The sequence below is a fragment of the Dyadobacter sp. CY347 genome, assembly GCF_021502655.1.
Classification (GTDB): Bacteria; Bacteroidota; Bacteroidia; order Cytophagales; family Spirosomataceae; genus Dyadobacter.
The window spans coordinates 385786-409376 of record NZ_JAKFFT010000007.1; the positions used below are offsets into that span (position 1 = coordinate 385786).

22 protein-coding genes are annotated in these 23591 nt (G+C 45.3%); 13 read left to right on the forward strand and 9 right to left on the reverse strand.

Translation table 11 applies throughout. The annotated features are described in order from the left end of the window. Positions 1-165: 165 nt before the first annotated feature. Both L0659_RS17305 and L0659_RS17310 read right to left on the reverse strand, forming a co-directional pair. A complete protein-coding gene (locus tag L0659_RS17305) occupies positions 166-1035 on the reverse strand; it encodes an alpha/beta hydrolase (protein WP_235127874.1) in 870 nt (289 codons plus the stop codon). Positions 1036-1217: 182 nt separating this feature from the next. Next, a complete protein-coding gene (locus tag L0659_RS17310) occupies positions 1218-1883 on the reverse strand; it encodes a hypothetical protein (RefSeq protein ID WP_235127875.1) in 666 nt (221 codons plus the stop codon). Positions 1884-2221: 338 nt separating this feature from the next. Here L0659_RS17310 and L0659_RS17315 point away from each other — a divergent pair, with 338 nt between their 5' ends. From L0659_RS17315 to L0659_RS17330, 4 genes are all read left to right on the forward strand, one after another. Next, positions 2222-3178, forward strand: coding sequence for an aldehyde reductase (locus L0659_RS17315; RefSeq protein WP_235127876.1), 957 nt, complete (start codon positions 2222-2224; stop codon positions 3176-3178). 33 nt (positions 3179-3211) lie between these two features. Further along, positions 3212-3997, forward strand: a complete 786-nt coding sequence (locus tag L0659_RS26420; RefSeq protein ID WP_235127877.1) for an AraC family transcriptional regulator — start codon at positions 3212-3214, stop codon at positions 3995-3997. A gap of 164 nt (positions 3998-4161) precedes the next feature. Next, the gene (locus L0659_RS17325; protein ID WP_235127878.1) at positions 4162-5814 is read left to right on the forward strand and encodes an NAD(P)/FAD-dependent oxidoreductase; all 1653 of its coding nucleotides are present in this window, start codon (positions 4162-4164) and stop codon (positions 5812-5814) included. A gap of 97 nt (positions 5815-5911) precedes the next feature. Continuing rightward, positions 5912-6733, forward strand: coding sequence for an alpha/beta fold hydrolase (locus L0659_RS17330; RefSeq protein WP_235127879.1), 822 nt, complete (start codon positions 5912-5914; stop codon positions 6731-6733). An 83-nt stretch (positions 6734-6816) separates the two neighbouring features. Here L0659_RS17330 and L0659_RS17335 read toward each other — a convergent pair whose 3' ends face one another. Both L0659_RS17335 and L0659_RS17340 read right to left on the reverse strand, forming a co-directional pair. Beyond that, on the reverse strand, positions 6817-8064 hold the full coding sequence (locus tag L0659_RS17335) for a hypothetical protein (RefSeq protein ID WP_235127880.1): 1248 nt from the start codon (positions 8062-8064) through the stop codon (positions 6817-6819). 189 nt (positions 8065-8253) lie between these two features. Further along, complete coding sequence (locus tag L0659_RS17340) at positions 8254-9321, reverse strand: SDR family oxidoreductase (RefSeq protein WP_235127881.1); 1068 nt, start codon at positions 9319-9321, stop codon at positions 8254-8256. Between the two features lie 138 nt (positions 9322-9459). Between L0659_RS17340 and L0659_RS17345 the strand changes: the two genes are divergently transcribed. Further along, positions 9460-10041 (forward strand): Crp/Fnr family transcriptional regulator, encoded by a 582-nt coding sequence (locus L0659_RS17345; protein WP_235127882.1) that lies wholly within the window; start codon positions 9460-9462, stop codon positions 10039-10041. A gap of 48 nt (positions 10042-10089) precedes the next feature. Here L0659_RS17345 and L0659_RS17350 read toward each other — a convergent pair whose 3' ends face one another. Beyond that, positions 10090-10665, reverse strand: coding sequence for a DUF4411 family protein (locus L0659_RS17350; protein WP_235127883.1), 576 nt, complete (start codon positions 10663-10665; stop codon positions 10090-10092). Next, positions 10662-11765: an ImmA/IrrE family metallo-endopeptidase gene (locus L0659_RS17355; RefSeq protein ID WP_235127884.1), complete on the reverse strand. Its 1104-nt coding sequence runs from the start codon at positions 11763-11765 to the stop codon at positions 10662-10664. Before L0659_RS17355 ends, L0659_RS17350 begins: the two co-directional genes overlap by 4 nt. Positions 11766-12245: 480 nt before the next feature. Here L0659_RS17355 and L0659_RS17360 point away from each other — a divergent pair, with 480 nt between their 5' ends. Beyond that, positions 12246-12488 (forward strand): hypothetical protein, encoded by a 243-nt coding sequence (locus L0659_RS17360; protein WP_235127885.1) that lies wholly within the window; start codon positions 12246-12248, stop codon positions 12486-12488. Between the two features lie 176 nt (positions 12489-12664). Here the strand turns inward: L0659_RS17360 and L0659_RS17365 are convergent, their stop codons facing one another. Beyond that, on the reverse strand, positions 12665-13120 hold the full coding sequence (locus tag L0659_RS17365) for a hypothetical protein (RefSeq protein ID WP_235127886.1): 456 nt from the start codon (positions 13118-13120) through the stop codon (positions 12665-12667). 156 nt (positions 13121-13276) lie between these two features. Here L0659_RS17365 and L0659_RS17370 point away from each other — a divergent pair, with 156 nt between their 5' ends. Next, positions 13277-13885, forward strand: a complete 609-nt coding sequence (locus tag L0659_RS17370) for a gluconate 2-dehydrogenase subunit 3 family protein (protein WP_235127887.1) — start codon at positions 13277-13279, stop codon at positions 13883-13885. Positions 13886-13899: 14 nt separating this feature from the next. Then, the gene (locus L0659_RS17375) at positions 13900-15615 is read left to right on the forward strand and encodes a GMC family oxidoreductase (protein ID WP_235127888.1); all 1716 of its coding nucleotides are present in this window, start codon (positions 13900-13902) and stop codon (positions 15613-15615) included. A 97-nt stretch (positions 15616-15712) separates the two neighbouring features. Here the strand turns inward: L0659_RS17375 and L0659_RS17380 are convergent, their stop codons facing one another. Together L0659_RS17380 and L0659_RS17385 are read right to left on the reverse strand one after the other, a co-directional pair. Further along, positions 15713-16618, reverse strand: a complete 906-nt coding sequence (locus L0659_RS17380) for an alpha/beta fold hydrolase (RefSeq protein WP_235127889.1) — start codon at positions 16616-16618, stop codon at positions 15713-15715. Positions 16619-16909: 291 nt separating this feature from the next. Then, positions 16910-17806, reverse strand: coding sequence for an AraC family transcriptional regulator (locus L0659_RS17385; RefSeq protein ID WP_235127890.1), 897 nt, complete (start codon positions 17804-17806; stop codon positions 16910-16912). Positions 17807-17982: 176 nt separating this feature from the next. On the opposite strand from L0659_RS17385, the gene L0659_RS17390 reads away from it, so the two are divergent. The 5 genes from L0659_RS17390 (at position 17983) to L0659_RS17410 (ending at position 23559) form a co-directional block, all read left to right on the forward strand. Then, positions 17983-18429: a putative quinol monooxygenase gene (locus L0659_RS17390; RefSeq protein ID WP_235127891.1), complete on the forward strand. Its 447-nt coding sequence runs from the start codon at positions 17983-17985 to the stop codon at positions 18427-18429. A gap of 154 nt (positions 18430-18583) precedes the next feature. Beyond that, the gene (locus L0659_RS17395) at positions 18584-19645 is read left to right on the forward strand and encodes an NAD(P)-dependent alcohol dehydrogenase (protein WP_235127892.1); all 1062 of its coding nucleotides are present in this window, start codon (positions 18584-18586) and stop codon (positions 19643-19645) included. A 24-nt stretch (positions 19646-19669) separates the two neighbouring features. Further along, entirely contained in the window at positions 19670-20308 is a 639-nt protein-coding gene (locus L0659_RS17400) for a (2Fe-2S)-binding protein (RefSeq protein ID WP_235127893.1), read from the forward strand. Continuing rightward, on the forward strand, positions 20305-21288 hold the full coding sequence (locus L0659_RS17405) for a xanthine dehydrogenase family protein subunit M (RefSeq protein WP_235127894.1): 984 nt from the start codon (positions 20305-20307) through the stop codon (positions 21286-21288). Before L0659_RS17400 ends, L0659_RS17405 begins: the two co-directional genes overlap by 4 nt. A 24-nt stretch (positions 21289-21312) precedes the next feature. Beyond that, positions 21313-23559 carry a xanthine dehydrogenase family protein molybdopterin-binding subunit gene (locus L0659_RS17410; RefSeq protein WP_235127895.1) on the forward strand — a complete coding sequence of 749 codons (2247 nt, stop codon included), beginning with the start codon at positions 21313-21315 and terminating at the stop codon, positions 23557-23559. The last annotated feature ends 32 nt before the right edge of the window (positions 23560-23591 follow it).

Genomic DNA, 23591 nt, shown 5'->3' on the forward strand with positions numbered 1-23591 from the left:
TCATCCATCTCCTACAACCCGGCGGGAAGTTTCCGGATAATTTACGGCATACCCGACGTTAATGTTAATGGCTCAAAAAGCTGGGTTTGTAAACAGAACGTGAGAATAATTAATGATTCCCCTTATTAAAAGTATATCTCTAAAATGAGAAGTTTGTAAGAATATCTAGCGCCCCTTTTCCCAGTCTTTAAAAATGAAACGCAGGGCATCGTAATAAGCCACAATGGGTTCTGTCATGTGGGTTTCGGTGGGGTAATGTTTATAGAGATAATTGAATCCTTTTTGTTTTTTCTTCGCAATTGTTGCATCCAGCTTCAATAAATGTTTATGAAAAAACGAATCAGGCCCCCCTTCGTTTCCGTCACTGTAAAAAAATGTTTTGTCAAAGGCTGAACCCCTTTTTAGTTTTTCATCAGTCATTCTCAACATATACTCCCTGTCCCACCAAAGGGATGGGCTTACGGCGATATACGCATCAAACAGTTCCGGATGAGTCAGCAGACAATTAAGTGCTGAAAGGCCTCCGAAGGAATGCCCGGCAAATATCTTATAGGGCGCTGTTTTATAATTTTTGTCGATCATCGGTATCATTTCTGTCCCGATGAATTGTAAAAATTTATCGTTCCCGCCGCTGCCTGTATACGAACTACTGTCTGGTTTTCCCTCGTAATTAAGTAAGCTGTTGGTTGGGGTAAGGTCTCTGGTTCGTTTTGTATTTGGGATGCCAATGACGATTGTCTTTGGCATTGCCAAAACATCCGGCCGACTTAGATAATCGACATACTGAGCAAGCAATTCAAAATGATTATCACCGTCCATGACGTAGACCACGGGAAATCGTTTGTTTACATCCGCGGAGTCTACTTTGGGGCAATGCACATACACCTTTCGGTCTTCGTTTAAAAGCTCGGAGTGAATCGTCACCACCTCACTTGATGTAGACGTATACGCCTGTATATTCTGAGAATGTGCCTGAAAAGCGACAATTAAAAACAGACTCGTCAGCCATCGAAAGGGATAAATTATCAATTTCATCGATATAATTTAATTAAGTAGGGCATCGGATTTTTGCTGACTAGTGCTGCTGCTGTGGTTGAAGATTTTAAAAACAAAGACCTAGCAACATTTGCTAGGTCTTTGTTTTTGTCGCAGTTAAATTGTAATACATAATCTGGTTACCAGATTATGTCCATTTTTATTCTGCTCTTTTATTAATATTAATACTGGTCAATAATCGTTGGGAAATAATTAATCTTCGCTTCCGCAAGATCTTGAATAAACGTGTAATTGTAAGGTGGTTTTTGCAATAGGGCAGAGGTGGCTACATTTTGTATTGTCGCCAGATAGCCTAGACTTACAGAATAATTTCCTCCTCCACGATAACCTCCTTCAATAAAAACAGTCGATGCAAAGGAGATTGTGTCGCCCACCGCGATATTAAACGATAACTTCTTGAAATTACTGTCTGGCGTGGTGATAGGGTCGTTGATTTCATTATTTGCCCGAATGTCCCTTGTGATATACTCGTTCGGTCCAGGGGTAGAAGATGCTGCAATTCTTTTTAAAGTAATACGTGTCCGCCAAGAAGAGCGAAAATAACCTTGTATCCCATAAACGCTGAAGCTAGCCGCATGTGCTGTATTTAATGTCACATTTGAATCACTCTGGGTAGCTGTACTCATCACTTTTTTTGCATTCTTTTCCATGAAGTCGATTTTTACTATTTCAAATTCACATGGAAATGCCCGGGGTGTTCCATCGGCTAGATTACACGAAGCCGTGGGTTCAGGATCCGGAATATTATGGTCCTGACACGAAAAGGCCATAGCCAAAAAAAAGATCGATGACAGGCAGGCTGATTTTATCAATGCAGTTGTTTTCATAGTGATTGTGAATAGGTTAGCGTTTTGATAAGCAAAGTAATCAACTGTTTGTAAATACTCTTAAACTTATTTATCGGTAAACTTCTTACCGTACTTCTTACATTCCATCCGGTAATTGAGCCATTTCTGGGCTTAAAGAAAAGGCGAAATTAGTAACTACACATTGACCCCCACAACAAAGAAAAATTGAACTTCACAACAAAGCAGCCTGGTCTGGGATTGCGGAAATTTGTAGTGTAAAAACAAAAACGATATGAGGGCCTAAAATTCCTGAAATGAATGGCGCGACTGCGCCAGGCAACAACCCAAATCAAATTTCACTTTTAAATTCAATCAAAATGAAACGTACCATATTAGTCACAGGCGGAACCGGATTTGTCGCCATCCATACGATCCTGCAACTTTTACAACAAGGCTATCAGGTCAAAACTACGCTCCGCTCTTTGTCTAAAAAAGACAAAATAATCGATGCATTGAAAGATGGCGGGATTAAAGATTTTACTGATCTTTCTTTCTACCAGGCTGAGCTAACGTCAGATGAAGGCTGGGAGGAAGCTGTAAGGGATTGCGAATATGTGCTGCACATTGCATCACCATTTCCAGCCCAGGCACCCAAAGATGAGAACGAGCTCATCATTCCGGCTCGTGACGGTGCGCTGCGCGTTTTGAAAGCAGCCAAAAATGCAGGCGTTAAGCGGGTTGTACTTACCTCGTCATTTGCCGCGATTGGTTACAGCAAAAATGCAAAGGATCACGTATTCACCGAAACAGACTGGACGGATGAGCATGCGCCGATCATGGCATACATTAAATCTAAAACCATCGCAGAGAAAGCGGCCTGGCATTTTATTGAAACAGAAGGCGGTAGCATGGAGCTTACGGTTATCAATCCGGTTGGGATTTTCGGGCCGGTTTTAGGAGACATTTCGTCGGCTTCGCTCGATACGATCGTGAAGGGGATCATCAGCGGCACGACGACCGAAAGCCCGGCATTTACATTCGGCGTTGTTGATGTGCGTGATGTTGCTGACATCCATATAAAAGCAATGCTACATCCCAAAGCAAACGGACAGCGCTTTCTGGCCACATCTGAGGGCGTAATGAGCTTTTACGCTGTGGCCCAACTAATCAAAACCGAGCGGCCTGAACTGGCCGCGGATATTGCTGAGATGCAGCAGACGGATGAAGCATTTTATATTCAAATGTCGAACAGGAAAGCCGTGGAAACATTGGGTTGGGATCCGAAAAGCAGACAATCCGCTATTCTGGAAAGTGTCGACAGTTTGTATAAATGAGTAAATTTGGGTTCACAAAATCAAACGTGACAAGTGAAAGTCAATAACATACAATCCTGTCATTTAGGGCCGGAAATTTCGCCGGAGCAATTTATATCAGAACATTTCTTCCTGTATTTACTGAAAGGTTCAATAAAGGCTTTTGACGGTCACAAGCATTATGAGATGGTTCCTGGCGATTACTGCATCGCCAGGAAAAACCATTTGGTTCGCTATACAAAATATAAGGATAAGGATGAATTTGAAAAGATCATCATCACATTGGATGAGCCATTCCTAAGGAAGTTTTTGGAGCGGCATCCGGTTCAAGCCCAGGCTGACAGCAACAACGATTCTTTTCTTTTTATACAAGATAACAAACTGATTAAAAACTATATCCAGTCGCTGGAACCTTACTACTACGGAGATTTGGAGATTGACGAAACTTTTGCGGATATAAAACGGGAAGAGCTGCTGATGATCATATTAAAGTCTGATCCTGCCATGGCAAATGTGTTTTTCAACTTCGCAATTCCTGCCAAAATCGATCTCGAAGCATATATGAACCGCAACTTCCGCTTTAATATTAGCCTGGAACGTTTCGCCTTTCTCACTGGCAGAAGTTTATCCTCATTTAAACGGGATTTTCAAAAGGTTTTCGGCACAAACCCGGGAAACTGGCTTAAAAAGAAACGGCTCGATGAAGCCTATTTTCAAATCAGCCAGCAAAAACACAGGCCCAGTGAAGTCTATCTCGAAGTTGGCTTTGAAGACCTGTCTCATTTTTCATTTGTATTTAAAAAAGAATTCGGCAGGACACCGTCAGAAGTGATGCAATAGCGGCTGGTTAGGCGCAAAGCAGGCGGCTAGGATAGATTGATTGAAAATTTAACAACATTCATTTTTCTGCATTTGCCAAGGAACAATATTTTTATATTCATTCCAATCACACCTAGTTTCCCAAATAGCAAGCCCATATTGTGTCGTCTGAACCGCAGGATTTAATGTTTGAATTCGATAATGTCATTATTGGCTCGGGTATGGGTGCGCTTTCGGCAGCGATTTGCCTGCTGCGTGAGGGGCAAACGGTGCTCATTTTGGAACAGCATAATGTGCTCGGCGGCTGGTGCCACAGCTTTCGGATCGGCGGACAGCGATTTTCTCCTGGTGTGCATTACATAGGTCAGCTGGGCGAGGGGCAGTCTACCCGAATGTTGTACGAAGGTTTGGGAATTGCTAATGAGCTTACCTTTTTTGAAATGAACCCAGCAGCCTATGAACATTGCTGGATTGGCGAAAAGCGCGTTGATATTCCTGCCCATTTCAATGCACTCTGTGAAGTGCTTTCTGCACAATTTCCCGAAGAGAAAAAAGGGATTCAAAAGTATCTGACTGCGGTTAAAAACGTCAGCAGCCAGCTGGATCTGATCTCGGAAATGAACGGTTTCCGTGATCACCTGACCATTCCCTGGCGTACCCGGCATTTGGGAAAATACGGCTTATTCAGCGTGAAAAGGGTCATTGACTGGCATATTAAGGACCCGCTTTTGAAAAAAATATTGAATATCCAATGGGGTAACCATGGCCTTCCCCCCGCGCAAGCCAGCTTTCCGTATCATGCTGCGGTGATGGCACATTATGAAAAAGGCGGCTTTTATCCGATGGGCGGCGGTGCGGCGATTGTCAAGGCAATGGCCAATGTGATTAAAAAACACGGCGGTCAATGCAGAACGGGGCAGAAGGTGAAGCGCATTTTGATCCAGGGCGAAAAAGTGAAGCGTGCGGTGGGTGTCGAGCTTGAAAATGGCGCGCTTATTTATGCAAAAAGGGTTATTTCCAATGCGGATCCGGGAACGACTTATAAAAACCTGATAGGGGAGCAAAATCTCAGCAAGCAGCTTTTGAATCAACTAAAAAATACCAAATATTCCTGCACCTCGCTGATCCTGTTTTTGACGGTTGATATGGATCTCCGCAAAGCGGGTTTGGACTCGGGAAATGTCTGGCTGGTGCCGGACGAGGCTGCCGAAGAGTCGTACGGTCAGCATGCAGATGTGGATATTGCTTCGGAAACTGCCTTTCCAGCCCTCTTTATCAGTTCGAGCACATTGAAAGATCCAACGAGTTTTGACGGCATTCACCATACGCTTGAAGTAATTACGCTCATTAATAATCACGCTTTCAGCCAGTTTGATGGCGAGACCGGCGTGCATTCCCAGGCATACCTGGATTTTAAAGAGCGCCTGAGCATGAAAATGATCAAAAGCCTCGAAACGGTTTTGCCGGGGATCAGCCAAAGCATTGTCCAGAAAGAAATGGGCACCCCACTGACCAACAAGCATTACATTGGTTCCACCGACGGCTGTGTGTACGGCACCGAAAAGAGCTTCTGGCAGATAGGTGCTTTTGCATTTAAATCGCAAAGTGAAATTGAGAATCTGTATTTGTGCGGCGCGAGCATTCTGGCCAACGGGGTTGCCGGAGCAAGTTATTCGGGTGTGCAAACAGCCGCAAGGATCCTCGGCACATCCCAGGCAGCGCTGCTGAAACCAGATCCGTCCCAGCAACTTCACGTATACGCAGCCGAGGATGCAACGCATTATCCTGAGTGGATCAAAACGAAGATGAATACGAGACGGAAGGTGAAAGCAGCTTAATGAACCAAATTAACACAACATTCACGCTCGTTGCTTGAAAAGTGACCTGATTGTTACGTTATTGTCCTCTCAATTTTCACTCTCAAAAAACAAAATCATGAGCACTTTGCAGCTAAGAGATGGGGCCACAATGTTTTACAAAGACTTTGGCACCGGACAACCTATCGTATTTCACCACGGATGGCCACTTTCCGGCGATGACTGGGATAATCAAATGATGTTTTTTCTTCAAAAAGGCTTCCGCGTCATTGCTCACGATCGTCGCGGACACGGACGTTCTTCCCAAACTTTTGAAGGTCATGAAATGGATACTTACGCTGCGGATGTAGCCGAGCTTGTTGCACATCTGGACCTTAAAGATGCCATACATGTCGGTCACTCGACAGGTGGCGGTGAAGTGATACGTTATGTAAACAAACATGGCGAAGGCAGGGTAGCCAAAGCGGTGCTGGTGAGTGCTGTAACGCCGCTTATGGTACAGTGCGAAAAAAATCCGGATGGAGTACCGATGGAAGTTTTTGATGAGATCCGCGAGATGACCGCTACGCAAAGACCGCAGTATTTTAAAGACTTCTCGGAAGCATTTTACGGTTACAACCGCGAAGGTGCTGTTGAAAAGCAAGGCATTCGTGATAACTGGTGGCGCCAGGGCATGATGGGAAGCATTCTTGCTCATTATGAATGTATAAAGGCATTTTCAGCAACTGATTTTACCGAAGATCTGCAAAGCGTTGATGTCCCCGTATTGGTGCTGCATGGGGAAGACGATCAGATCGTGCCTTATGAGATCACAGCATTGAAAGCCGCTAAACTGTTGAAAAACGGCAAATTGATCACATATCCAGGATTCCCACACGGAATGCCGACGACGGAAGCCGAAACGATTAATAAGGATATTCTGGCATTCATTCAGGAATAATAATAACTGGCGCTGCTGCCGCAAGTGATAAATAAAATGCCGGGCGGATCAATTTCCGTCCGGCATTTATTTACAATCAAACATTATAACGTAATGCCGAACCCGGTCCTGATCGCAGCCAGTATGCGATTCGATCCAGGTTGCCGGTGGAGGACATGGTGACTGGCATTAAATGACAAATCAATGTAGGCCTTCCTGAACAATGTTTGTTGAAACCCTGCGGCAGCACCGAAGCCCAGATGCCTTTTTTGTCTTCCTTCACTAAAAACGTTTTCACTCTTGTAATAAACAAAATCGCTGTGTGGCCCGAAGTAAATGCCCGAAAGATTCTGCCCGCCTAAACCTCTTCGAACCGCCTCTTTTTGCTGAAAATAGTAACGTAATTGCAATGCAGGCCATATCTGCAAGTCATTGCTTCCCGGGCCGGGAGGCTGCGGGGTTCTGTTGGAAACCATTCGCGCGTAATCTGCATTGACTTGTCCGTTCAGTGACAATGGGCCGCTGCCAAACTTTCGCTCATAAGCCAGACCGATCGCACCTTGGATAAATTGGGAGGATAAATATATTTTTGGCCAAAAAAGCTTCCACTGCTGCTGCACGTTTTCATCGCAACGCAGCACTTCGCACATTGGCACATGCCTGTTCCTTTTCCAGTCGCCAAAGGCCAGTCCCATGCTCGTTCGTGATGCTATGGCAAAGTCGTTGGCTTTATGCAATGTGTATTCTGATTGAAGTGCAGAACGGTTATTTGAATATCGCTGGTAAGATGCTCCGATTGCAAACTCAATCCGCCCGTTGTTGAGAAACCTTCTCTGCAAGCCAAATTCGACGCCAATTGTTGCTAATTGATAATCAAAATCCGATTTTCCCCAACGGTTCCCACCGACAATTGCCACGTAGTTGCCCGTAAAATTATTCACGCTTACGCCCTGATTGATCCGGCGTTTCATATCATAATACCAACGTCCGTAAACATTGCCATCCAGCACGCCGCTGAAACCGATCTTGTCTCCCCATCCACCGTTAACCTTGAAATCAGTTCCAATTGAGAAGGCAGGAGCGATTTTATATTCATAGCCAAAGCCGTAAAACAGGGTCTGCAATGCATTGTTGTCCACAGTGAACAGATAATTTGGCCCAAATGTGAGGCTCAGCTTAAACATGTGCCTGGTGGGCACTTTTGTCATAAATACATTCTCATATCTGTCTATAAAGCGCTGTTTCGTGATCGTATCCTGCTCTTGTGAGAATGTCACTGGAATGCTGTCCTGCGCAGTCGCGGCCTGCCAGAGAAGCGGGCAAAACAGAAAAATGTAAAGGAATTTCTTCATGACCAAAAAAGTATCATTAACAATACAACATTCTCACATGTCGACGATAAGCTTAAAGCAACCAGCCGTCATCAAACATAAAGAGGCACTTTCAGGGTCAAAAGGTTGTATGGCTTATCGCAAATTATTTGCAATGATTTTGGTCATGATCATACCCGAAGCTATATACCGGGTTGGGTGTAATGGAATTCACGGAATTAAATTTTCCGATCGCAGCCTTTTGAACAAATCAAAAAACGAATCGCGCGTATCCTGATAGCCGGTAAAACCAAGTTTGCGGCTTTTGGACATATCGGTCATAACCTCCAAAGGGCGGCCCAAATCAAGATCCGTATGCCAGGCGGAGGCCAGACGGTTCATATCAGATTCTTTCAAATTGTATTTGTTAGTAATTTCCTTCCAGGCCGGCGCGTCGTTTGCCATTTCCTGTTCCAATGGACGAATTTGCCCGTCAAAACCGGCTGGCTCGATCGCAAACCAGTCTGCTATTTGTTTCCAAAGCCATTTCCAGCGGAAAAGGTCGCCATTCGCAACATTGAATGCTTCATTGTGCGCGGCTTCGGTGGTGGCAGCCCAGATCATGTGTTTAGCCAGCAGTTTTGCATCCGTGACGTCTGATAACCCATTCCACTGCTCGGCTGAGCCGGGAAATTGGAATGGCCTGCCGGTTTCTTTACAAATGCTTGCGTAAACTGCCAGTGTAGTGCCCATGTTCATGAGATTACCTACTGCTTTTCCCACCACGGAATGCGGCCTGTGGATGCTCCACGTAAAGCCATCACGCGCAGCACCAGCGTAAACTTCATCTTCCTGGGCATAGTAAAAGTTTTCCAGATCGAGCCTGGGATGTTCTTCGCGAACGGGCGTTTCGGGCAATGTGCCTGCCTTTGCATATGCCTCAAACGGCCCGAGATAATGTTTAAGCCCCGTAACCAGCGCAACATGCCGGACGGACTTCCGGGCAGAAACACTGTCCAATAAATTCCTGACCATTGCGCTATTGACGCGGATATTTTCAGCCTCCGTATCATTGCGCATCCAGCTTGTGAAAAAAACATGGGTAGGCGCTACATCCGCCAGTTTCGCTGCCAGATCAGCGGGATTGAGCAAGTCGGCCGCGATGGGTTTTAGACCTGCAATTTCTGTATTTGGATTACGGGAAAGGCCATAAGTGATCCAGCCTTTTTCAATCAGTTTTTCTGCGAGGTTGCTTCCGGTGATGCCGGTTGCGCCCACTACTAATGCAATATTTGTCATATACTCGGGGATTTTCAACACTTGATTTAATGTTACAAAATTACCGCACGCCAAGTCGATGCACATTGACCTGCATCAAGTAATGCAGTTGATCTAAATCAAGCATTCCTATCTTTGCCGGTGTAAATGTGATTAGCTATGATTGAAGTACTTTTTCAGCACATTCAAGAAAAGGTTTCGCTTTCGGACCTTGATAAGGAGGCCATCAAAACCTTTTTTATTCCCAAAAAACTGAGAAAACGCCAGTATTTATTGCAGGAAGGTGATGTGTGCAGGCACCTGACTTTTATAGCGAAAGGCTTGCTACGGACTTACAATGTGGACGACAAGGGCGACGAACACATGAGCGTTTTCGGCTGGGAAGGGTGGTGGTTATCTGATTTCAACAGCTTTTTGTCAGGCGAGCCGGCCGTTTTCAACATTGATGCCATTGAAGATTCCGAGTTGCTGCTGATCTCGCGGGAAAATTATGAAGCATTAACGCTAGCCGTCCCGATTATGGACCGTTATTTCCGCATCCTTTACCAAAACTCCATTGTCACCAAGGAACGCCGACTGATGAGCTCCATCACGCATTCAGCCGAAGAAAAATACGTAAAACTGGCAGAATCAAACCCCAAAATGATCGAACGCGTCCCCCAAAACCTAATCGCCTCCTACCTGGGCATCGCCCCGGAAACGCTGAGCCGGATTAAGAAGAATTTGGCGTTTAGGAAATAGCAAGCAGCTAGTGCGAATGTTGCATTCGGATCACTTATTCTGAGGCCTTTATCTAAAATGCAACCCTATCTGCTCATATTTTTTCAAAAGTTGCGGTAAGGTGATCGTTTCCAGCTCTAACAATTTGCAAATAGCTGGTATCTTTTTGAATGTTTTATTATCATTGGATCCCTCAGTTTCTTCTGTAACCAGATAAATTTCTTCTAACGGATTTTCTTTTTTCAAATTGAGACAGCATAGGATCAGTTTCATATCTGCCGAATTCATAAAATCATTTTTCCGGTTTTCGTACTCAATGTCGGTTAGCATCTTTCGAATCACCGCATTAATGAATTGATTATCAACTTGTCTTAGAAATTTCGCAGGTGATGGTGCTAGAATGAATTCTGTGTTTACTGGTATCTTATATTTCTTGAGATAAGCTTTGTCCGTCAAGTAGCTAAGAGAATCCAGCACAGCACCTTTTGAGGTGTACTCACATTCTTCCAATATTTTATCAATTATTAATATTTCGCCTTTTTCAATTCTTGTCTTGAAAGAATCGAATAAAATCGATTTGTCATCAAATGGTAAGTAGTAGCGGACAAATGATAATAGTGAATTTGTATCGATAGCTACTTTCATTGAAGAACCGTTTCAAGCTTGTCCGGCTTAATATTCAATCTTTTGCAAACCTCATACTCATTGATAACGCCTTCATAAAATGCTGTTTGAATCGTAGAAATTAATAATGGAGAATTAATGGGCTTTGGTGTTGATCCGCCGACTGGAAGGCCATTTTCTTTGTCTAATTCCCTTTGCTTTTTTAGTTCATGATCATGTTTTCTATATTGTTCTTCCAAGTCTGCCTTTACGACATTGTAGTCAGTTTGAGACATCTTTTTCTGAAACAGCAATCTTGTAAAAAGGGCAATTTGGCTTAAATGCGTGTCATTCGAGATCTTTCTGATCAATTCAAATTGATAATCATTAGATGAATTAGCAATATTAATTGATTCCATTTCTTGTATTGAATCGCCAATCAGGAAGTAGTAGGCAAAATCATTACACCACTTTTCTATTTTGTTCAGGTTTGCCCTTGCCAGACTTTGATAGTCGATTTGCTCTATCTCTTCTTCATTAAGTAGATAATGGCCCAGTTCATGTATTAAGGTAAATATTTCTCTTCGAAACGATGTCTGTTGCCTTTTGAGAACAATGACATTGGGGTTAAGGAAAAATCCATCGATGTTTGCTTTGTCTTTTTTATTCCACGTTTCTACAAACTCAAACACTAAAATATTTTGCTCGGCAAGTTTGCTAATAATGCTTTTGAGGAAATCCTTTTTATCACTTATAAATGTTGGATTCAACAGAGTTCGTATTTCTTGTGCAATCTGACTGGGGCTGTCAAGGATTTTGTAGATCGGCAAAGATCGATCTATTCTAATGTCAGCTAATTTAGCAATCGCTGATAAGGAAATTTTGAATTCTTCAAATTGGTTTACGATTTTTTTTGCTCCAATGTTTAAGTCGATGTCAAATTTTTGTTTTCTAAAAAAAATACTTGCGTCATGACTTATTTCAGGTGATTTTGGGTCAAGATAGTAATGTATCCCTTTGTTAAAAAACTTATCGATACGCTTCAAATATCCAATTTCAATTTGACTTGTTAAAATATTCTCTTTTGATATCTTCTTTTTCAATCCTTCACCAATTATGGGCAAAAGATCATCTATTGTCATTTTGTAGGATGACAGTAAGTATTGTAGCCTCGCTATGTTCTGCTCTACTTTCAAGTTCGATCGATTTTAATCTAAAAATACCTCAATACAAGTCAAAATACACATAATTAAAGAGCTGTAATCTGAATTCTAAGATGATAAGCCAAGGTTGCATTGACATTGGCCGGTGATCTTATAGTATCTAAATATTGAGATTTTACTTTAACAAAACTAATCTGTTTATCCTTCGGCAAAAAAATGATATCCAATTATCGAACGGTATTTAGTAGTCGTAGATCGAATTTTCCCCCTCCCCGACATTTGCATTTCTCCAAATTTCTTCTGAATCTTCAACCTCCTATAAATATATACTCTTATGAAGAATCTTGCGAGCATTGCCCTGTTATGGTGTGGGTGTGGCGAAAGCCCCCCGAACGTTGTATATGACGTTAGGACACCTTAGACAGGGCATTTTTTATTAAAACCTAAAACATATAAATTATGCAAACACAACAAACCACCAACGAATCCCTGGATTCGATGCACTTGGCTTACGGCCGGGAAGTCGCGGAGTTGCTCAGTCAAAGCAGCGCGGCGAGCTGGGTGAATGACCTTTGGGACATTTATTCAGGCTACATGCTCGCGCAGCCGGAGCTTGGGCACAACCTTCGCGCGACGGACATTTTTACTTCATTCAAGGAGCTGCTGTTCTTTTTCCAGCGGATAGGTGAGTTGAAAAAGTAGGGATTTAATTCGCTATTCGTAGCAACAAAAAGCCAGGCAACCTTTGCGGATTGCCTGGCTTTTTGCATTAGGGGCTGCCTAGTTGGATTGTCGATTTTCCAGAGGTTACGCCGATTGGCGGCAAATGTGTAAAATGTTTTTGGAAGTTGATGCCAGCGCCTATAAACTTCTCCAATTCAGGCATCTTTTTTCATCCGGCGAATTTTAATAAGCCTTTTGTACTCGCTATAACTCCCCCCAACCATCATCAGGCCAGCTGCTGCAAACATGATGTATAAAAATGCATTGTGCCGGACATTGCCGGTTGAGGGTAGGAAAGCGCGGCCGGTTGCGGCATCGAAATAGACGGCGATGGTATCCACGCCGGAAAGTCGGCGAAAAGATTTATTCCCCATTGCAAAATCGTATGTCTTGTTTTGGTAAAGCGCGTAAATTTTGCTGGGATATCTGGCAGTTCCAAGGCTTTTAAAACGCTCCACGATCTTCATGCAAACCACCGGGCTGCGTTCCGCCATTTTGTCTTCCCATGCATCATTGCGGTACATGCCATATGTGATCGCGAGCAGTGCCAACCCTAGTAACAGCAACATCGAAAACCCAAACCATCCAAAATCTCTTCGCTGCAAAATCATACGCGGCTCATTTGTTTCACAACCTCACGCACCAAAATGACAGGCGTCACATGAATAGCATGTGCTGGTCGTTACAAAATATTTAAATCGTTTTGAAATATATGTAATAAATTACATTATCGTGCGCTTTGTAACTTATCATTCCAGCAGAAATCCATGAACAGAAGAACTGCCATTACCCACGTTGCGGCCTTGCTCGGAGGGGCGTTTTCGGCCCCGACTTTGCTGGCCATGCAGCGTTGGGAAAACCGCTTACCCTTAGAAAATTTTCCGGCTGAGCTGATTTTGACCGAAAACCAAAAACAGATCGTCGCAGAAGTGGCTGAAATGATCATCCCAAAAACGACCACGCCTGGCGCGAAAGATGCAGGCGTTCCGGCGTTCATTGTAATGATGGTGCAGGATTGTTATAAGGCCCCGGAGCATAAAAGTTTTGTGGAAGGGATTAATAACCTCGAAAAAAAGCAGTTCCTGACATTAAGTAACGAGCAGAAAACCGCGTTGTTAAAACAGGTGGAAACGGATTCGGCTGAGGAAATGAAGGCATACCAGGTGCAGCAAACCAAAATGGGCGACAACGAAGACCGGGAACAAATGGCAGCCCAGAAAAAGGGGTTGCCGTATTGGCGACTGATGAAGGAACTGACGATGCTGGGTTATTTTACATCGGAGGCAGGCATCAAATCGTCGTTTGAATATGTGCCCATTCCCGGAAAGCTGGAAATGATCCAAATGCAGCCTAATCAGAAATCTTTCGCCTACTAGTCGCCAATTTTACCATGAACTTAAATTTAAAAGCAGATAAGGCACATACGTTCGACGCAATTGTGGTTGGTTCGGGCATGACGGGCGGAATGGCGGCCAAAGAGCTCACGGAGAGAGGGTTGCAAGTGTTGATGATCGAGCGGGGACGGGAAGTGAAACACATTGAAGATTATGACACCGCGATGAAAGGCCCGTGGGAATTTGAGCATAGAGGAAAAGTTTCAATCCATTCTGCTGAAGAATATTGGGCAAACAGCCGTTTCGGGACTTTGGCCAATGAGGAAACCGGGCCGTTTTTTACCGACGATCAAAAGAATCCATATATAGAAAAGCGTCCGTTTGACTGGATCAGGGCCTATCACACCGGTGGAAAATCCATGCACTGGGGGCGACAGTCGTACCGGATGAATAAAAACGATTTTGAGGCGAATGCAAAAGAAGGCATCGCGATCGACTGGCCCATCCGCTATGAAGATCTCGAACCCTGGTATACGCATGTCGAAAAATTTGTGGGAATCAGTGGCCAGGCAGAAGGGTGGGACGTGTTGCCCGACGGACATTATCTGCCGGCCATGCCCATGAGCGCTCCCGAGCGTTATTTTAAGGAAACAATGATGAAAAAGCTCAACCGGCCGGTAACGATCGGGCGTGTTGCGAACCTTACCAAACCGCAATCCTGGCATACGGATCTCAGCCGCGCATCTTGCCAGTATCGGAGTAAATGTTCCCGGGGCTGTCCCTATGGTGCTTATTACAGCTCGCTTTCAGGGTCTATTCCGGCAGCGCGGAAGACGGATAAACTGACGGTTCTGCACGATACTATTGCGAGTGAGATCATTTACGATGAAAAAACGAAGAAGGCCAAAGGGGTTCGCGTGATCAATCAGAACACGATGGCTGTGGAAGAGTTTTTTGCCAAAATCGTATTCCTGAATGCCGGTTCAATGAACACGGCTGCACTTTTATTGAATTCAAAATCAAATCGTTTTCCTGCTGGTCTCGGCAATGACAGCGATCAGGTTGGCCGGAACATTATGGACCATCACTTGGGCGTGGGCGCGAATGCGACCGTTGAGGGATTTGAGAATGATTATATTTTTGGTCAAAGGCCGAATGCATTGTACATCCCGCGTTTCCGGAACTGGGGGACCGATAAAAAGGATTTTCTTCGCGGATACGGATACCAGGGAGGCGCGAGCAAAACAGACTGGAAACGGGGCATCACGATGAATGGTTTTGGTGCCAGTTTCAAAGAAGATATGTCGCGTCCCGGCACGTGGACAATGGGTTTTGGCGGCTTCGGAGAAATTCTTCCCGATCCATCGAACCGCATGTTTTTGGACAAAGAAAAGAAAGACAAATGGGGCATTCCAATGATCGTTTTCGACGCCGCTTTCGGTGAAAATGAATTGACGATGCGAAAAGACATGATGGCCTCTGCGGTTGAAATGCTCGAAGCCGCAGGTTTCAAAGATGTCACCGGATTCAACCGCCAGGACACGCATCCGGGCCTCGGCATACATGATATGGGCACCGCACGCATGGGAAAAGACCCAAAGAGCTCCGTACTCAATAAATTCAATCAGGTCCACGACTGCAAAAATGTATTCGTTACCGACGGCGCGGCGATGGTGTCATCTTCCTGCGTGAACCCGTCCATCACCTACATGGCGATGACCGCACGAGCGGCTGACTATGCGGTGGGAGAATTGAAGAAGCAGAATTTATAATGTTGTTTTAACTTAAAAATGCGCCCGAAAAAACCCTGAGAAGCGAGACAGTCGCTTCACAGGGTTTTTTCTTATTTAGATACAGGGTAATTGCTTATTAGTTTCTGGCAAATTTTTCGAGCTCGGAGTTGAATTTATCCATTTCTTCTAAAAACAACCCGTGTCCGCCTTTTTCGAATTTCACGATATAGGAACCTTTGATGGCTTTGTTTAGCTGTTCAGCCTGAGCATAGTCACACAATTTGTCATTGACACCGTGGAAAATCGCAACCGGCATTTTGATTTTGCCAAGCACAGGGCGAAGATCCAGGTCACCCAATGCGCTGATAGCCTGAGTAGTAGCGAAAGGGGATGCATTCAGGTTGATGTTTTCCAACCATTTGATCGATTCCGGTGAAAGTCCGCCTTCCTGTCCTTCGAATGCTTTTCCAAAACCTGCTACCAATTGTTCCCGGTTTGCTTTAGTCTGTTTGATGAGATCTTTTGCGCCCTGCTCGGTGATGCCGTAAGGATGGCCTTCCCGTTGTTTCCATGATGGACCGGTTGCGCCGAATACGGCTAACTTCTTGATATGCGCACCATTATATTTGGTTATGTAATGAAGTACCACGGCACTTCCCATTGAAAATCCGCCTAATGTTGCGTTCTCGATTTTCAGTTTTTCCAAGACCACTTTAATGTCGTCGGAAAAAGTATCGAAGTCATATTTTCCATAAGGCCGGTCCGATTTTCCAAAACCGCGGAGGGAAATCCCGATAACCCTGAACCCTTTTTCAACCAGATACTGGTATTGATATTCGTACATCTCATTGTTCAGCGGCCATCCGTGGATAAGTACAACAGGCTGACCTTCGCCGAGGTCGATCACGTGGAGTTTTACATTTTTCTCTACTTCAATGTATTCTTCTCTTCCTAATGCTGCGGGCTTGCGTGTTTGTGCAAATAGGATTTGGCTTTGGATAAAAGTGAACAGGAATGCGATGGTCAAGGCAATAGTTTTCATCTGAGTAGTAAGTTTGAATGTTTGGGTAATCTGCTAACCGTTAGCCGATTGTCATATCGTTTTGACATTACAAAGGTGGCAGGTTAATCGGCGCAGAAGAATGGATAAAAGTCCATGCGCCTTGTACATTTTTCCCGGAAGATGAAATTATGGCTTGTAAGACGTCGAAAGTTGGTTCAATCGCTCCCGCAGGAGGTCGGCCTGCGGGTCGGGAACTTGTCCCTGGGAAGCGGCACAAATTCCTTGTTATCTATGGGTGATAGGATAATGCATCGTGCTGATGCAATCATGTTAATTCAGATTCCGGTATTCATTCGGCGTGACGCCGGTTTTTTGTTTAAAAAGCCTTGTAAAATGCTGCTGATATTTAAACCCGAGCTGGTAAGCAATTTCACTCAGGGAGTGACTGCCCTCAAACATCTTCACTTTGGCCTCATCAATCAGCCTGGATTGAATAAATTCCAGCGCCGTATGCCCGGTTTCTTTCTTAATCAGATCACCAAAATAATTAGGGGACAAATTCAGCTCCTCGGCGCAATAAGCTACGCTTGGCAAGCCCGATGTCTGCGATTTGCCTGATTTGAAATAATCATTCAATAATTGTTCAAACCGCACCAGGATATCTTTATTGACATTGCTTCGCGTAATAAACTGACGATCATAAAATCGCATGCAGTAATTGAGAAACAACTCAATATTAGAAACGATCAGGGTTTTGCTATGCTTGTCAATATTTTGGTCTATTTCAACATTGATCTTTTCCAAACAATCCACAATCGTTTCCTTCTCTTTTTTAGATAAATGCAATGCCTCATTCACCTCATAGGAAAAGAAGGAGTAATCCTTAATAACTCTTCCCAAATGCGTTCCGGCGATCAGATCGGGGTGAAAAACCAACGCATAACCGGACGGTTTGGTAGCGACTCCTTTGCTGTCAATGCCATATACTTGTCCGGGCGATATGAAAACCAATGTTCCGTCCTCGTAATCATAAGGCTGGCAACCATAGATCATGTCGCCACATTTGATATTCTTGAAAAAAACGGCGTAAATGCCCATATAGCGCCGGAAGTGCTGCACGGTCGGGATCTCATTGAAATTGATCACACTTACCAGCGGATGCAGCGTCTCTACACCGATCCAGTTGTTATATTGCTTTACCGTATCTATTCTTTCTACCTGCTCCATAATCTGAGAATTTTCAAGATCAAATATAACACCTGTGGCAAAACCGATTCCATCTTAAATACGTAATCAGTAAAAGTGGTAAATATTCCAGTAACCTGTATAAAACCTGTGCAGCCGGCATGGGCGATCTTTGTTATATTCAATGGCACAAAAATCATAGCACAATGATACATCTCATGAAATCAATAAGTTACACGCTGCTGCTCGGAACGATGCTTTCGACCGCGGCTTATTCACAAACAAAAACGTCCCTCAGCCAAACACAGGCAGATACAGTAGGGGCGATCATTAAAAACGATATGATGGTGCGGATCTCAGAAATTGAGATCCTGCCGGAGTTTCTGGCGGAGTATAATGCGATTTTGAAGGAAGAAGCCGCAGCGTCTGTCAAAAAGGAGCCTGGCGTAGTGGCTATTTTTCCAATGTATATCAAAGAGCAGCCCAACCAGATCCGGATCGTGGAGATCTATGCCGACAGCGCTGCGTACCAGTCGCATTTGAAAACCCCACATTTCCAGCATTACAAAACAACAACATTGAAAATGGTGAAGGCATTGAAATTGATAGATATGAATGCAATCGATTCACAGACGATGCCGGAAATCTTTAAAAAATTGAAATAACAGTCAATGAGTACAGAAAAAGACATTTTCGCGCGGTTACAGGCCGGTGAGCTGCTTCGGAAAGATGCTCCTGAATATGGGAAATTCGCGGAAGTTGTTGCCCGGACGATCCGGTTATAAAAAGAGGAAATTGAAAAATTTACATATTAAAAAAATGACTGAAACAACAAATGTAAAGGCTTACGGGACAGATGCTGCCGAAGCACCATTGGACCAAATAAATATCAACCGGAGAAAACCGACTCCCCATGACGTTGAGATAGATATTTTATTCTGCGGGGTATGCCATTCCGACTTGCACACTGCACGCAGCGAATGGGGCCCTTCCATGTATCCCTGTGTTCCCGGCCACGAGATCGTGGGAAAGATCGTCAGCGTGGGCGATCATGTGCAAAAATTCAAAGTAGGAGACATGGTAGGCGTCGGCTGTATGGTAGATTCTTGTCGTGAGTGTGAATATTGCAAAGAAGATTTGGAACAGTTTTGCGAAGAAGGGATGACGGGCACCTATAATGCGCCCGACAAGCATTTTCCTGGTTCGCCGACATTTGGCGGCTATTCTGAAAAGATTGTGGTAAATGAAAATTACGTATTGCGGATCCCGGAAAGTATGGACCTGGCTGCGGCTGCTCCCTTGCTGTGTGCCGGCATTACAACCTATTCGCCGTTGCGTCACTGGAATGTAGGCCCTGGTAAAAAAGTGGGCGTTGTGGGCATTGGCGGCCTGGGCCACATGGCTATCAAGATTGCGAAAGCAATGGGCGCAGAGGTTGTTGCTTTCACCACATCAGAATCGAAATTCGGAGAAGCGAAACGACTTGGGGCAGATGAAGTAGTGATGTCTAAAGATGAAAACCAAATGGCAGCATACAAAGGAAAGCTGCATTTCATACTGGACGCCGTTTCTGCACAACACGATATCAATGCCTATCTGAACCTGCTGAGGGTAGACGGTTCCCTCGCTTTGGTGGGCGCACCAGAACACCCGCTTCCAGTGGCAGCATTCAGCGTGATCCAGGGACGTAAAAGCTTTGCCGGTTCAATGATCGGTGGTATTGCAGAAACACAGGAAATGCTGGATTTCTGCGGCGAGCATAACATTGTCGCAGACATTGAAATGATCGACATTCAGGAAATTAATGAAGCTTATGAACGCATGATCAAAGGCGACGTGAAATATCGTTTCGTTATTGACCTGGCTTCCATCAAGAAGTAAGTATTGCACCAATCAACATTCACCATGAACCAAGACAACGCATCAGAAAAGCCGGAAAAGCTGCATAGCAGCGACTCCCGGCGCGACTTCCTGAAAACAACTTCCATCCTGACCGCCATTGCCGTTGCACCCGCAACAGTCGCGAAAGCAGCAAAGCATGAGCTGGGAGAAAAGATCAGTGTAGCATTGGAAACTACACCTGTGAGTTTCAAGGTGAATGGTGTAAAGAAACAGCTCAACCTGGAACCGCGTTCAACACTCCTGGACGTGCTCCGTGAGCAGCTGAATTTGACAGGAACCAAAAAAGGCTGTGATTATGGTCAATGCGGGGCGTGTACGGTTCATGTGAACGGGCAGCGTGTGCTATCGTGTCTGAGCCTGGCCGTTATGCATGAGGGTGAGGAGATTACAACCATTGAAGGACTGGCAAAAGGCGAAGAGCTGCACCCGATGCAGCAGGCGTTTATCAAGCACGACGGTTTTCAATGCGGTTACTGCACGCCGGGACAAATTATGTCGGCGGTGGCTTGCATTAACGAAGGGCACGCGAATAACGAAGACGATATCAGGGAATTCATGAGCGGGAATATCTGCCGTTGCGGAGCATATCCCAACATTGTGAAGGCAATTCAGGAAGTTAAAAACGGGGGGCAGAAATCATGATACAATTTCAATACGAGCGTGCAGCTACCACGAAAGCAGCTGTCAGCGCATTGGTAAATAGCAGCAATGCAAAGTTCATCGCCGGCGGTACGAACCTGGTCGATCTGATGAAGCGGAACATTACCGCACCAACCAAACTGGTGGACATTAACCAGGTCCCGCTCAAAGATATTCAGCAGCAAAATGGCAAGATCAGTATTGGCGCTTTGGCATTAAACAGCCGCGTCGCCGAACACAAACTGATCATTGAAAAACATCCGCTGCTATCACAAGCATTAAATGCAGGCGCATCGCCGCAGATCAGGAATATGGCGACGGTTGGCGGAAATATGATGCAGCGAACGCGATGCCATTATTTTTACGATACAGCACTGCCCTGTAATAAACGCGAGCCCGGTTCGGGCTGCGGCGCATTGGAGGGGTTGAACAGGATGCACGCCGTTTTTGGGACGAGTGAACAATGCATTGCTGTGCACCCGAGTGACATGTGTGTAGCGCTTGTAGCACTGGATGCAACGGTGTTGGTAGCAGGTCCGAAAGGCGAAAGAAGAATCCCTTTTGAAGAATTTCACAGGCTTCCGGGCAAGCAGCCAGAAAAGGACAACACGCTCCAAAATAACGAAATGATCGTTTCAGTCGAGATCCCGGATAATGCATTCAGCAAAAACAGTCACTATATGAAGGTCCGCGACCGCGCTTCTTATGCCTTTGCATTGGTGTCGGTGGCGGCGGCTTTGAACATGGATGGGAAGATCATCAAGGAAGCGAGGCTTGCTATGGGCGGCGTTGCGCATAAGCCCTGGCGCTTGAAAGAGGCAGAAAAAGCATTGATCGGCAAAACAGCCTCGGAAGAGACTTTCAGACAAGCTGCCGAAATCGCCATGCAAGGCGCGAAGGCTTACAAATACAATGCATTTAAACTGAAACTCGGGCCTAATGTAATTGTTGAAGCATTGAAAAATGCCGCTGACCTGGTTTAATCCTAACCCTGAATTTCAAAGATCATGAACGAAGCATTTTTCGATAAAAAAGAATACAAGCCGCTCGACAGGGTGGATGGGCGCCTGAAAGTTACCGGCGCAGCGCAATATTCAGCAGAATATCCATTACCGAATATGGCCTATGCCGTGCTCGTTGGCAGCCGGATCGCAAAGGGCACCATTAAGAGCATTGATACCAAAGCAGCCGAACGTGCACCTGGTGTGCTGGCGGTTATATCACACATGAATGCGATCAAAGTGCCGGGTTACCAGCCCAAGGGCGAACATCCTTCCGAGCCGTCTACCAATGGTCAGCCGCTTCGTGTATTTTTTGATAATAAGATATATTCCAATGATCAGCCCATTGTAGCGGTGGTTGCAGTCAGTTTGGAAAAAGCGCAGCATGGAGCTTCGCTGGTGAAGGTCCAATACAACAAGGAGCAGCATCAGACAGACCTGGAAGCAAACGCCAAAGCAGCAAAACTGCCGGAAGCTGCCAAGAAAAACCCGAAATCTCCAACTGCCGATTATGACCGCGGACAAAAAGACGCATTTGAAAATTCCGCTGTAAAAATTGAGGCGGAATATGTGTTGCCTACCGAAATGCATAATCCGATGGAGTTGCAGGCTATCATCGCACACTGGGAAGCCGACGATAAACTTACGGTGTATGATAAGGTGCAAGGCACAAAAATGACGCAGAAGAATTTTGCGAAAGAATGGAATTTGCCTGAGGAAAATGTGAAGTGCATTACCACGTTTGTTGGCGGTGCATTTGGGAACGGGCTGCACAACTGGCCGCACGAAACAGCTGCGATCATTGCTGCAAAACAGGTGAAAAGACCTGTTAAGCTGGTTTTGACACGCGAGCAAATGTTCACGATGGTGGGGTACCGGCCGCGAACCTGGCAAAAAATCCAGATGGGGGCCACCCAGGACGGAAAACTGGTTGCCATCAACCACGAGTCTATCGGGCAGACATCCACCTATGAGGAATTTACCGAATCGACTTTACAGCAAACGCGGATGATGTATGCTTCACCGAACGTAAGCACGCGTTACCGGATCCTGCCACTCAATGTCGCCACGCCGATCTGGATGCGCGGGCCGGGGGAAGCCACAGGTGCTTTTGGGTTGGAATCTGCTATGGATGAAATGGCGCATGTCATTGGCATGGACCCGATCGATTTCCGGCTTGCCAACTATACCGAGTCTGATCCGGACAAGAAAATGCCGTGGTCTACCAAATATATGCGGGAATGCTATGAAGAGGGTAAAAAGCGCATTGGCTGGGAAAACCGGAAACTGAAACCAGGCGAAGTGCGCGATGGAGAATGGCTTGTAGGTTATGGAATGGGCACGGGGACATTTGGCGCAAACCGCAGTTCGGCCACCGTACACGCAGAACTGAATAAGGAAGGCAACCTCATTATGCATTGCGCGATCACTGACATTGGCCCCGGAACCGGAACCGCCATGGTGCAGATCGCATCAAATGCAACGGGCATCCCAACCGAAAAAATAACATTTCACCTCGGAAGTTCCGAATTCCCGAATGCGGGTTTGCAAGGTGGTTCTTCTACTGTAAATAGTGTAGGGCCAGCGGTGCTGTCGGCCTGCAATGCATTGAAAGAACAGCTCATTACCATGGCAGCGGCCAAAGGAAATGCAGCATTCAATTCTGCAAAGGCTGATGATCTGATGTTTGATAAAAATGAATTGCAGCTCGGTGGTAAGTCTGCAAAAACGACGCTCGCCGATTTATTTAAACAAAATAACATTGAAAAAATAGAGACCACCAAAGAGTCCAAACCCGACGAAAACCGCACTAAATATTCCATGTATGCATTCTCGATGCACTTTGCCAAAGTCCATGTGCATCCGTTCACAGGTCAGGTACGGGTCAAAAAGATTGTTTGCTGCGCGGATGCAGGCACGATCGTAAGTCCGAAAACCGCAGCCAGCCAGATGATCGGCGGCGCCACGGGCGGCATTGGCATGGCATTGACAGAAGATGCGGTGATGGACCACCGTTTTGGCCGTTATGTGACCAAAGACCTGGCGGATTACCACATGCCGGTTCACGCCGACGTGCCGGATATTGATGTTTATTTTGTAAACAAACCTGATTTGCTGGCCGATCCTGTGGGTAGTAAAGGGCTGGGCGAAATCGCGATCATAGGCGTAGCGCCCGCAATTGCGAATGCAGTTTTCAATGCAACAGGTAAACGAATCCGGGAGCTGCCGATCACTCCGGACAAGCTGATTTGAGTTTGGGCTGTGATCTTCGCAATGCATTGGCA